12 protein-coding genes are annotated in these 11999 nt (G+C 68.1%); 4 read left to right on the plus strand and 8 right to left on the minus strand.

Features of this window, described 5'->3' with window-relative positions; genetic code table 11:
* The 8 genes from ABS78_RS23385 to merC all read right to left on the minus strand — a co-directional run.
* Nucleotides 1-490 (minus strand): TniB family NTP-binding protein (locus ABS78_RS23385; RefSeq protein ID WP_293385496.1); only part of this gene is annotated, 490 nt, incomplete at its 3' end.
* The gene (locus ABS78_RS23390; RefSeq protein WP_066680715.1) at nt 487-2145 is read right to left on the minus strand and encodes a Mu transposase C-terminal domain-containing protein; all 1659 of its coding nucleotides are present in this window, start codon (nt 2143-2145) and stop codon (nt 487-489) included. The genes ABS78_RS23385 and ABS78_RS23390, both read right to left, overlap by 4 nt.
* A gap of 306 nt (nt 2146-2451) precedes the next feature.
* Complete coding sequence (locus ABS78_RS23395) at nt 2452-3798, minus strand: NAD(P)/FAD-dependent oxidoreductase (RefSeq protein ID WP_066680788.1); 1347 nt, start codon at nt 3796-3798, stop codon at nt 2452-2454.
* The gene (merB, locus tag ABS78_RS23400; protein WP_293385499.1) at nt 3780-4520 is read right to left on the minus strand and encodes an organomercurial lyase; all 741 of its coding nucleotides are present in this window, start codon (nt 4518-4520) and stop codon (nt 3780-3782) included. The genes ABS78_RS23395 and merB overlap by 19 nt, the downstream gene beginning before the upstream one ends.
* 36 nt (nt 4521-4556) lie before the next feature.
* Complete coding sequence (merA, locus tag ABS78_RS23405; protein WP_156449516.1) at nt 4557-6197, minus strand: mercury(II) reductase; 1641 nt, start codon at nt 6195-6197, stop codon at nt 4557-4559.
* A 13-nt stretch (nt 6198-6210) separates the two neighbouring features.
* Entirely contained in the window at nt 6211-6489 is a 279-nt protein-coding gene (gene merP / locus ABS78_RS23410; RefSeq protein WP_066680718.1) for a mercury resistance system periplasmic binding protein MerP, read from the minus strand.
* A gap of 12 nt (nt 6490-6501) precedes the next feature.
* Nucleotides 6502-6852, minus strand: coding sequence for a mercuric ion transporter MerT (gene merT / locus ABS78_RS23415; RefSeq protein ID WP_066680720.1), 351 nt, complete (start codon nt 6850-6852; stop codon nt 6502-6504).
* 34 nt (nt 6853-6886) lie between these two features.
* Nucleotides 6887-7318, minus strand: a complete 432-nt coding sequence (gene merC / locus ABS78_RS23420; RefSeq protein WP_342672535.1) for an organomercurial transporter MerC — start codon at nt 7316-7318, stop codon at nt 6887-6889.
* 138 nt (nt 7319-7456) lie between these two features.
* On the opposite strand from merC, the gene ABS78_RS23425 reads away from it, so the two are divergent.
* From ABS78_RS23425 to ABS78_RS23445, 4 genes are all read left to right on the plus strand, one after another.
* On the plus strand, nt 7457-7882 hold the full coding sequence (locus ABS78_RS23425) for a helix-turn-helix domain-containing protein (RefSeq protein ID WP_066680721.1): 426 nt from the start codon (nt 7457-7459) through the stop codon (nt 7880-7882).
* Nucleotides 7883-9086: 1204 nt separating this feature from the next.
* A complete protein-coding gene (locus tag ABS78_RS23435) occupies nt 9087-9467 on the plus strand; it encodes a hypothetical protein (RefSeq protein ID WP_156449554.1) in 381 nt (126 codons plus the stop codon).
* 50 nt (nt 9468-9517) lie between these two features.
* Nucleotides 9518-10858, plus strand: coding sequence for a TolC family protein (locus tag ABS78_RS23440; protein ID WP_082769477.1), 1341 nt, complete (start codon nt 9518-9520; stop codon nt 10856-10858).
* Nucleotides 10858-11999: HlyD family efflux transporter periplasmic adaptor subunit (locus tag ABS78_RS23445; RefSeq protein ID WP_293385502.1), on the plus strand; the 1142-nt coding region annotated here is incomplete at its 3' end. The genes ABS78_RS23440 and ABS78_RS23445, both read left to right, overlap by 1 nt.

The following is an 11999-nucleotide window of genomic DNA, read 5'->3' on the forward strand; positions in this document are numbered from 1 at the left end:
GCCGGCGCAGGGCGGCCAGCGTCTTGCGCTGGGCGGCGCCCGTACCGATCATCAGGTTGTTGGTTTCATCGATGACCAGCAGCCGGGTGCGCAGGCGTTCCAGCTGACCATGGACGGCCCGCTCGGCCTCCATCGCCCGCCGGGTGGGGGTCGGCGCGCCAACCGCGTCCAGAATGATGCCGTAGAGCCGTAGCTCGTCGGCTTCGGGCGGAGCCTCGATCGCCACAACCTCCATCTGCGATCGACCGGTCTCCGCATCGAACGTCGGCGCGCGACCGCGCATGAATTTCCTCAGGATCGTCGTCTTGCCCATGTCGGGGTCGCCAACGATGAGCAGCGAAGGCATCCGTGTCCGCTGGGCGCCACGGAGCAGCTCCTCGAGGCGCTGCAAGGCCGTCTGGCCTTGTGGATATGCGACCCAGCGATCGGAGAGCACCAGATCGATGCGCGCCGCGGCCGTCAGGCCCGAGGTCTCGGTTATCGCGCTCACCAAGGTTCGATCTCCACGGCAAACGCTGGTGCCGGGCTTGTCGGAGCGGCCGCATCGGGCGGCTCCGCCGAAGCATCGCCCTCCGCGATCGGAGCCTGCTTCACCTCCGCCCGATGGCGCTCGCGCCTTACGGACTCGCGGCGCATCCGGCGGCTCTCGCTCGCTGCCGTGGCCACCAGGGCATGGTTGGCTTCACGAGCCGCAAAGAGGGCCGCCTCGTCGACCTGGGCTCGCCCTTCGGCGCGGAGCCGGCGTCGCGCCGCGAGCAGCTCCCACAGGCTCATGGGCGGGCGGGCGAGATTGCGATAGCGAAGCGCGCGGACCCCTTGCGGCGTCTCCATGAGCAGGCGCGACAGATCCCGCGGATCATAGGCGAGTTCGACGCGGCGCTGGCCGCTGTCGAACAGCGGCCCCAGGAAGGGCTCGTAATAGCGAACATGGTGGAAGCTTATCCCCTGGCGGGTGATTGTGCGCGAGATGCGCGGCAGGAAGGCGATCAACAGGCCTTCGGGGTCGAGGGGTTGTCGCGGCGTGACGGCCTGTTCGGCGCATAGGCGTCGCCAGGTCTCCAACGGCGGTGCCGAGAGGCTCGTGTGGATCCGGCGATTGTAGTCGCCGGCGACGAAGCGCCAGAGCCAGACCTCAAACTCGTCTATCGTCATGACCGCGGCCGCATCGCTGTCGTAGTCGCCGCGGGCGGCCACGTTGGAGAAAGTGGCGCCTGGCAGCAGGTGCATCTCGCTCATCACCGAGCCGATCAGGCGCTCAATGTGGCCGCCATAACGGGGGGCGCCGACGGGCCGACGCTCCGTCTCGATGCCCAGATTGCTGCACGCCCGGGCAAACGATCGGCTGCGAAAGTCGGAGCCGTTGTCGGAATGAACCAACTCGGGCAGGCCGAAGGCCGGCCACTCGGCGGATATCCCACGCTCCGCCAGGGCCTCGTCCTTGGCCAAGATTGCATGCTGCAGCGCCATGCCGACCGAAACGACAGACGGCGGATCCAACGAGATATAGAGCCCGGTGATCACCCTGGATGCCACGTCGATGACCAGGGTCACCCAGGGCCGGCCGATCGGCGCGCGCGAGTCCGCATCCACGAGGATGACGTCGGCCGGGGAATGATCGATCTGCCAGATCGCGTTCGGCCGCGTCACCGTCAGGCTTCCCGGCCGCATCGTCGCCGCCTCAGCCGCACCCGGCCCCTTGCGGCGGCGGGCCATCTCCCGCTCGCCGATCCGTTGCAGCCGGCGGCTGATCACCGACCGCGAGGGCGGTTTCAGGGTCTGCGAGGTGCAGCGCCGGGCGATCTCGCGCCCCAGCTGCGCCTTGGTGATCGACTGCCGGTCGAGGAACAGTTGTTCGATGGCCGTGTCGATTATCTCGATCACGCGCGCCGGCAGCCGCGGCCGCCCGGGTTTCCATCCCCCTACCCCGGTCACGACCGCCTGCGCGGTCTCTCCGACCGCGTAGCGGGCCAGCAGCCGATAGACCGTTGCCGTGTGGACGTTCAGTCGCCGCGCTGCGGCCTCGACCTCGGCGCGTGTACGGTGAGGATTGTCCAACAGCGGGCGCAGCACGCGCTGGCGCGCAACGGCCAACTCCCAGCGCTGTTCCTCACCCTGCGGCTGGTGGCTGGCTCTGCTCTCGGCCATCGGCGTGCGCTCCTGTTCGAGCCGCTCCCGCCCAAAACTCACCTGATTCGATGTCACGTCCGCAACGGTGCAGCATTCGCATCGAACGCGCAGTTTTCAGAACAGATTTCGTCCGAATTGCTTGCGACTAGCCCCTTCGGCTCACGTCCGGCCGCCCCGAACCGCAACTCTCGCCATCTATGTCTGGTCCCATTGAGGCGTCGCAGAACGGGGGCTCGCGAGACGGTCAGGGAGAACAGGTTGGCGCACCCTGACTCGCGCGAGCCGAGTCGTTGGGCCTCAGGACTTCGCCCCTAGTCCGGCGCCTCAGAGCATATAGCCGAGATCCGAAGCGCCAGTCGGATAGGCGAACATCGTCGATCGAAGGTCGGCGGCCGTGAGCCCATGGCGGATTGCCAGACCGAACAGGTTGATCACCTCCTCGGCGTGCGGGCCGACCAGATGGGCTCCGAGGATTCGGTCGGTGGCCTGCTCGATCAGCACCTTGTGGCCGTAGACCCGTTCGGCTAGACGGCGGGCGCTGAACCAGTTGGGCGTCGAGCCGGCATTGACCCGGAACTTGTGGCCCTGGCGGCGCGCCTCGTCCTCGGAGAGCCCGACGGCGGCGATGGACGGCACGGTGAAGGCGACACTCGGGACGCCGCGATAGTCCGGCCTGTGCGACGGGCCATCCAACAGGTTGGCGGCCACGACCTTGGCGTCCTGGCTGGAGACCGGCGTCAGCGGCGGCCCGACGCCGGCCGCGTCGCCGGCGGCATAGACCCGAGGGTTGGAGACGCTTTGCAGGTGCTCGTTCAGATGTAGGCGGCCGTCACGCGCGGTCACCTGGCCCGCCGTGAGGTCCAATGCGTCGAGGTCGGGCCCGCGGCCGGCGGCATGCACCACCAGGTCGGCCGGGACGGCGAGGTCGGGCGCGCCCGGACGGCTGGCGTGGACGATCAGGCCGCCCTGGACCCGCCCGACTCGGGTGACCGTGGCGCCGGTCTCGACGGCGATGCCGAGTTCCTCGAACCGCGGCATGAGCCAGCCGACCAGGTCGGGATCGAAGTTCGGCAGGAGCCGCGGGGCACGTTGCAGGATGGTGACCTCCGCGCCGGCGCGCGCCGCCAGGTGCGAGAACTCGGCCGCGACATAGCCGCCGCCGATCAGCGCGATCCGGCGTGGCAGAGCCGGCAGCTCCAGGAAGTCGTCGCTGGTGCTGACCAGCTCTTCCCCCGGGATGCCCAGCGGGACCGGGCGGGCGCCGGTGGCGATCAGCACGTGTCGGGCCTGGAAGGCGCGGCCGTCCACCTCGATCGCGTCCGGACCGGCGAAACGGGCGAGCCCGTGGAAGGCGTCGACGCCCAGTTCGGTGTAGCGCTGCTCCTGCTTGGCGGGGATCGGATCGGTGAAGGTCCGCTTGAACGCCATCAGGCCCGGCCAGTCGATCGCCAGCGCGCCTTCCACGCCATGCCCGGCCATGCGCCGGGCCGCGTCGATGGCTTCCTCGCCGCTCACCAGCATCTTCTTGGGATCGCAGCCGCGCAACGCGCAGGTGCCGCCGAACGGCCGGTGATCGATCACGGCGACGGACCAGCCGGCGGCGCGGACCTTCGCCACGGCGACCTGGGCCGCCGTGCCGCTGCCGATGACGATCAGGTCGTAGGAATCCATGACGGCCACTCCATCCGCATCGGCGCAAAAATCGCGACGCCAATCTCCAGCGCTTCGGCGAGGCTCAGGCGCACGCCCTCCTGGCCAGCGGCCGGGCTGTTTGCGCGCCAGGTCTCCAGGTGAACGTCCTCGCAGAAGAAGGCCTGCAAGGTGCAGAGCGAAGACGCGGCACAGCCGGCGGCGTAGCGATGGCCGGACCAGACCACGATCCCTATCGGCTCGACCTGATCCAGCTCGCGGCCGTGGCTTCGCGTTCGGATGACGAGCGGGCGCCGGCAGTGGCGGCAGGCCGAGCGGACGGCCACATCGCGCTCCAGCATCGCCCGGCCACCAGCCGCCACGTGATGCTCGGTCGGGCTATCGGTGAACGGATAGGCGCCGCTGATCCGGCCGGCAGCGTCGAGAACGAGGAGATCGCGCTCAGCCAGGCGCCGTAGCACGCCGTCGGCCTCATCGCGGGTGAGCCCGGCCGCTGCGGCCACATCCGCCGTCTCTGGCGCGTGCCCGGTTGCGGCGTAGCCGCTCAGGACGATGCCGTGGATTCGGCTCTCGGTCTCATCCAACCCATCCCACTTGGGGCCGATGAAGGCTTCGACGATGGCCCTCAGGGCATTCTGGGCCCGTGACGTCGTGATCGCGCCCCAGTCGGGGATGATCGCGCCGCCTGGAAACGCTACGGCGGGCCAACCGGCGGCTTCAGCGCGTGAGGTCGGAGTCATCATCGTGCACGCGCCCTCTTCGCGGTCCCAGGTGAACCTTCAGCCGGCGCAGCAGGAGAGCTGCGTCACATCCTTGGAGAAAGTCTGGGCCGCGAGCTTCAGGCCTTCCACCATGGTCAGGTAGGGGAACAACTGGTCGCCCAGCTCGCCGACGGTCATGCGCGCCCGTATGGCCAGCGCCGCCGTCTGGATGATCTCGCCCGCCTCCGGCGTCACCGCCTGCACACCGATGAGCCGGCCGCTGCCGGCTTCCGCGACCAGCTTGATGAAGCCGCGGGTGTCGAAGTTGGCGAGCGCGCGCGGGACGTTGTCCAAGGTCAGGAGGCGACTGTCGGTCTCGATCCCGGCGTGGTGGGCTTCCGCCTCGCTGAGCCCGACCGTGGCGACCTGCGGGTCGCTGAACACGACCGCCGGCATCGTGGCCAGGTCCAGAACGGCCTCGCCACCGGTCATGTTGATCGCCGCCCGGGTTCCGGCCGCCGCCGCGACATAGACGAACTGCGGCTGGTCGGTGCAGTCGCCGGCGGCGTAGATGTGGCGCGCGCTCGTGCGCATGGCTGTGTCGATGACGACGCCGCCTTGCGCGTTGACGGCGACGCCGGCCGCGTCCAGGGCGAGCGCTGGGGTGTTGGGCGCTCGGCCCGTGGCGATCAGCAGCCGGTCCGCGCGCAGCTCGCCGTTGCCGGTGGCGAGCACGAACTCGCCGTCAGCAAAGGCGACCTTGCTCGCCTGGGTGTGCTCCAGCACCTCGATGCCCTCCGCGCGGAAGGCGGCCGTGACCGCCTCGCCGATGGCCGGGTCCTCACGGAAGAACAGGGTGCTGCGCGCCAGGATCGTCACCTTGCTGCCGAGCCGAGCGAAGGCCTGGGCCAGTTCGACGGCGACGACCGACGAGCCGATCACCACCAGGCGCCGTGGGAGGGTCTCGCTCTCAAGGGCCTCCGTCGAGGTCCAGTACGGCGTATCCAACAACCCCGGAATGGTCGGTATGGCCGGGCTGGCGCCGGTGGCGATCAGGCAACGGTCGAAGGCCACATGATGCTCGGCGCCGTCGACGTGGCGCACGAGCAGGCTATGGGCGTCCTGGAAGCGCGCCTCGCCCTGCAACACCGTGATCGACGGCGTGTCGGCCAGGATGTTCTCGTACTTCGCGTGGCGCAGCTCATCGACGCGGGCCTGCTGCTGGGCCAGCAGCCGCTCGCGCAGGATCGCGGGCGTGTAGGACCCGATCCCATCGTCGAACGGGCTCTCGCGGCGCAGATGGGCGATATGCGCGGCGCGGATCATGATCTTCGACGGCACGCAGCCGACGTTGACGCAGGTTCCGCCGATGACGCCGCGCTCGACGAGCGTGACCCGCGCGCCCTGCTCGACGGCCCTCAGCGCCGCCGCCATCGCCGCGCCGCCGCTGCCGATGACCGCGACGTGCAGCGGGACGCCGCCGCCGCCGCGTTGCGCGCGGCCCGCGTCGGCGACCGAGGCGCGATAGCCGAGCGTCGCGACCGTGGCCGCCAGGGCCTCGGAACTCACCCCCGCATCGGCCGCGATCTCCGCTCGGGCCTTCGGATAGGAGACGGCGGCCGAGCGCACGCCGGGGACGCGCTCCAGCGCCTCCCTCACGTGCGTGGCGCACGAGTCGCAGGTCATTCCGTCAATGCGCAGGGCGATCGCAGCGGTCACGGGTGCTGGCTCCTTAGCGCTTGACGGTGGACGGGTAGCCGGCACCCGCCGTCGCCTGGGTCAGGGCCGCGACCGTGGTCCTGGCGTCATCGTAGGTGACGACGGCCTCGCGCCTTTCGAAGCTGACGTCGGTTTTCTCGACGCCGGCGACCTTGGCGAGCGCCGTCTTGACGGTGATCGGACAGGCCGCGCAGGTCATGCCGGGCACCGCCAGGGTGACCGTCCTGGTCGCGGCCCAGGCGGGCGTGCTGAGCGCGCCCATCAGGGCGATCAGGGAGACGAGCTTCTTCATGGGGACTTCCTTTCAGTAGAACAGGGGCAGGACGTAGGGGAACGCCAGCGCGACCAGGACGAGCGCCGCGACGGCCCAGAAAATGACCTTGTAGGTGGTCCTGACCCTGGGCACGGCGCAGACCTCGCCCGGCTCGCAAGCCCGGGCCGGGCGGAAGATGCGGCGGTAGGCGAAGACCATGGCGACCAGCGCCGCGCCGATGAACAGCGGCCGGTACGGTTCCAGCACGGTCAGGTTGCCGATCCAGGCACCGCTGAAACCGAGGCCGACCAGGATCAGCGGGCCGAGGCAACAGGTCGAGGCCAGGATGGCGGCCAGGCCTCCGAGCGCCAACGCGCCCCGGCTGTCTTTGGATTCTGACAAGTAGATTCTCCTTCCGAACAACCTCGCCATGACGCTAGGAAACCGCCCCGTCGCGGTGCGGAGCGGGCGCGTTGCGCGGCGGCGCCGCCAGATCCCAGATCGCGACGGCCACCATCAAGGTCAGGCCGGGATAGAGGAGCCACGCCGTCGGCCAACCGCGGGTCGCCATGAGCACCGCCGCCGCAAGCACCAAGATCGGACCGATGACGCTCAACGCCATTCGCGCCCACCGGCGATGGCGAAGCCCGGCGACCGTGTTGGCGATGAGGGCGATCACGGCGAACAGCGGCAGGAGATAGCGAATGAAGACGCCTTCGTACTGGCTCAGAAAACCGAGACCCAGCGCGGCGCCGAGACTCGCGAGAGCCGGGAAGCACGCCGCACACCCCATGGCGGTGACAATCGAGCCGATGACGCCCGCCTTGTCGGCCGCGCGGGTGAGAGGATTCTGGATGGGCATCGGCATGGCCTCGGCGACTTCGGTGGAACCGTCGGAGCGAAGCTGTGGTCATGTCCACAGCTTGCCCCTGAGGGCTGAGGATCGTTAGATACGATCTGTAGCGACTACAGACTCAAGCCCTAAATTTGAGAGGCGCAGAGCAGCATGGCGGATACCGCGATCCAGATCGGCGAACTGTCCCGGCGCACGGGCTGCAACATAGAGACGATCCGCTACTACGAGCGGATCGGCCTAATGCCCGCGCCGCCGCGGCGGGGCCGCTACCGAAGCTATGGCGCTGGCGACGTGGGCCGGCTGGGCTTCGTGCGACGCGCCCGCGAGTTGGGTTTCACCCTCGATGAGGTCCGTGCGTTGCTCGGGCTTGCGGCCGGTGGCGAGGCTTCGTGCGCCGAGGTGCGCGTCCTGGCGTCGGCGCATCTCGGGGATGTGAGAGCTCGTATCGCCGATCTCAAGCGGATGGAGCGGGTACTGGCCGACTCCGTGCGGGCCTGCGACGCCGGACAGGATCCCGGCTGCCCCCTGATTGACGCTCTCTATGCGGAGCCGCGGCTCCCGCCGACTGGCTGTTAGTACACATCAGGTCGAAGGCCTCGCCGCCTTGCGCCATCGCCCCGGCGTCCGACGGGGCGACGGAGAGTCCGGCCCAGAACGCACGCGTCACCCGCTCTCCGACGTTCGCGATCCCGGTGCTCCTAGCCTCCGCGGCTGCCTGTTCCAGCCGCGTCCGCCCCGAGCTTGCCCAATTCGATGTCGAGCCCGCGACGGCCCTGCAGTCGCATCGATTGCGATCCGGAAAGGCCGTTCAATCCGAACAGACGCAATGACTGCGAACGCCGGGGTGTGGAATTTCAGAGGCTTACTGAGCCCGCCCAGTCGCAGTCAATTCGAGCACCGACATCATAGCGCAAGCGGCGATGGTTCGCGAGAGCTTCGGCGCCACGGAGGGCGAAAGTCGCGACGTCTAACGCTGGTCCTAGGGATAGCATCGGAAATGGCGAAAAGCGGTCTTCGAACTTGCCGTCTGACCACAGCTCAACCCATTTCCGCAGGCGCTGGGCTTCGCTCGCCGCCGGCGTGACGGGATCTTCGCCGTGGACCACTCGCGTCGTGGGAGTTGCGGACTCAGGTCAATAGGCCGGAGCAAGTCCAGCTAGCTAAACATTAGGCCGCAACCCAGATCGGGCCGATGACTGCGCTTCCGACGTTACCGCTCTGCGGGTCGAGAACTATCGTCTGTTCCCAGGCGCCCCGCCGGGTTCCGGCATTGACTTTCGCTTCGCGGAAGGCTCGTCGCTCATTGCGAGTATCAACGGGCTCGGCAAGGCGCTTTGCCGGCTGATCGCGTTCAGCAGGTCGTCCGTTGGTGTCGACACATCCTGGAGGACCCCACAGCAGTCACAAATCAGGAAGGACGCCGTGTGGCCGTCATCCTCGCCGCGGCAGGCGACGTAGGCGTCAATGCTGGACCGGAGCTTTCGATCGCTGCATCGCAGCTCCGGCGGCGTGCGTGGTCGTGGCTCAGGCGTGGAGTATCTGTCCCATAGCCCCTCCCGATGTGTGCGTACTCAGCTAAGCTGAGTCCCCCACATACACCGGGACCAGACATCTAAGCGGCACAATATACGACGCGCATGGCCCCTTCCCTTCTTAGGGCGAACCCACAAGACGGACTAGTGGCGCAATGTCGCCTTGCAATCCAGGAAGCGCTCGGCTAGGTGGCGCGGATCGGGGGTTTTCCGTGCTATCGTCAACGCGCCTAGTGTCCGTGCGGAATGTGCTGGTCATCATTTTGATGGCCCTTAGCGCAGTTGTCGCCGTGCAACGGTCGCAGTCGATGATCAACGATATTCAGCACGGATTGTCGATTGACCATCCAGCGCCCGTATCTGAGTTCGCAAGCGCTTCAGACGATCACGGCTTGAATCATGATCGCGCCGCTCCGGATAGCGAAGACGGCCGCTCTGGTGACCACGATCCGGGGTCGCACCACCACCACGCGGAAGGTCCGCAGGTGGCTCACATCGCGACGGCGACGCTCGATGCCGTCGTACAGATGCGATCTGCAGCCGTGTTCGCCCAAGCGAACGACGGCGCGCCGCCATCCCTAACCTTTGGCCTGAAGCGGCCTCCGAAAGCTCGAAGCAACAAAGCCTAAGCAGCGCGGTGATCCGGCCGCGCGCCTGATCAACACCTTCGAGAAATCTCATGACCAAATTTCGTGTAGGTCGCGCGTCTGCGCGGCCGGGCTTGGCGTTGGCGGCGAGTCTTGTCCTGTCCTTGACAGCAGAATCCTCGGCGTTCGCACAGCCATTTCCAGCTCGACCTCCATCTCCATCCCCATCTCCATCGCCTGCGGTCGCACCGAACCTGAACCTTGCTGAGGCGCTTTCCCTGGCCAGCGCTGCGGATCCCGCGGTGTCAGGCTGGGAGGCGCGCCTCGCCGCGGCCGAGGCGAACATCCGCCAGGCCGGCGTCAAGCCAAACCCGTCACTCGGATTCGAGACGGAGAACTTCGCCGGGAGCGGCCCCTACTCCATGCTGGGCGGCAGCCAGACGACCCTCAGCTATCAGCAAGTCCTCGAGCGAGGCGGCAAGCGCGAGGCGCGCGTGGGTTTAGCCAGAGCAAGCGCCGAGGTCACTCGCCGCCGCCGCGATGTCCGCCGCCTCGATCTTCTGCGAGATGTCCAGGTGGCCTACGCCGATGCGCTCGCCGCAGAGGCGGACTTGCTGATCGCAGAAGCCCGGCTGATCGCCGCGCGCAGCGCTCAGACCGACGTCGATCGCCGCGTGCGCGCTGCCCGTGACCCGCTCTTCGCCGGATCGCGCGCCGAGTCCATCGCGGCGCAGGCCGAGGTCGAACGCGATCAGGCGCGGGTGGCGGCGCAGAACGCGCGAGCGGTGCTAGCCCGCTTCTGGGGAGGTTCGCCGGACTTCACGCTCAACTTGGAGACCTTCTTCTCCGTGACGCCGCCTTCAGCGCCCGGGTCCGTCGCTACAGCGGATCTCGCGCTGTTGGAGTCCGAACGCGAGGTGGCCGCCGCCAACATACGGATCGAGCGGTCCCGCTCGGTCGTGGACCCCACCGTGCGGGCCGGCGTCCGTTACTTCGGCGACGGGCGAGACGTGGCCTTTGTCGTAGGCGGCGCCATCCCGCTGCGGCTGTACGACACCAACAAAGCGGGGGTCGAGCGGGCACTTTCCGAGCGCAATGCGGCCGAAGCAGACCTCGCGGCGGAGCGTATTGTGCGCCAGCGCGAGATCGCGCGCTTGACGGCGAGGCTGGCCGCCTCGGCCATGGAGTCCGAACGGCTGCGGGCTGAGGTCATTCCGAGCGCCATTCGGGCTGTCGAGCAGGTTCGCGAAGGCTTCAATCGGGGCGGCTTCCAGTACCTCAATGTGGCCGAGGCCGAACGGGCCCTGGCGGATGCGCGAGCCCGCCGAGTCGTCGTCTTACGGCAGTTTCATACCGATCAGGCGGCGCTCGACCGTCTCACCGGGCGCCACATGGCGCTCGCTTCCTCCAACCTGAACGCGGAGCGTCGCTGATGCACGCCACCCTGATCCGCCGGCGCACGCGCCTGTCCGCCGTCCTCCTCCTCGCCACGGCGCTTGCCGCTTGTGGCCAGTCCGCCAGCAAAGCTCCGGAGGCGGAGAAAGCTGAGGCCGCCGCAGCCGATTATGAGCGCGGCCCTCACCGCGGCCGCATGCTGCGAAGTGGTGACTTCGCCCTGGAGATCACCTTGTACGAAGAAGGACCTGCGCCGCTGTTCCGGCTGTATCCCTACCTCAAGGACAAGCCAGTTGACCCAAAGCAGGTGCAGGCGAGCATCGCCCTCACCCGCCTTGGCCCAAAAGTCGATCGCTTCACCTTCACACCTGAGGCGGACTATCTGACGAGTCCGTCCATCGTCCGCGAGCCGCACTCGTTCGACGTCAGCGTGGCCGCGACCCAAGGCGGCCAGCAGCACAAGTGGACCTATGCTTCATATGAGGGGCGCACGACCATCACCGCGGACGCTGCGCGCGCCGGCGGTGTGACGACAGAGCGCGCGGGTCCAGGGCAGATCGGCGAGTCGCTACCACTCAATGGGCGTATCGAGATTACGCCGGAAGGGCGAAGCGATGTGATCGCGCGCTACCCCGGGCGCGTCGTCTCGATGAACGCCGAGCTCGGGCAGCGGGTCCGACGGGGGCAGGTGCTGGCGCGGGTTGAATCAAGTGACAGCCTGCAAACCTACTCGGTTGCCGCGCCGATCTCAGGCGTGATTGTCGAGAAGAACGTGACAGTCGGCGGGGTCACGGGGTCGGAGGCGATGCTCGTCGTGGCCGACCCGACGAAACTGCATGCCGAGTTCTTCCTCTACCCGCGGGATGCGGAGCGCGTGCGCGTGCGTCAGGCGGTGGAGGTCACCAGTCTGGCCGGCGATCACCGCTTGACCAGCCGCATCGAAGCGATCCTTCCGACGGCGGACCTGACCAACCAGACCCTGGTCGCCCACGTGCCGATCACCGGATCGGTCGATGTCTGGCGACCCGGCTTGGGCGTGAAGGGAACGGTGCAGACCGGCGCGACCGCGGCGCCGCTGGCGGTGCGGACAAAGGCCATCCAGCCGTTCCGAGACTTCGAGGTGGTCTACGCCAAGGTCGGAAATACCTACGAGGTGCGGATGCTGGAGATCGGCCGCCG

Origin of the sequence: Phenylobacterium sp. SCN 70-31 (assembly GCF_001724605.1) — a bacterium.
In the GTDB taxonomy this organism is placed as follows: Bacteria; Pseudomonadota; Alphaproteobacteria; order Caulobacterales; family Caulobacteraceae; genus Phenylobacterium.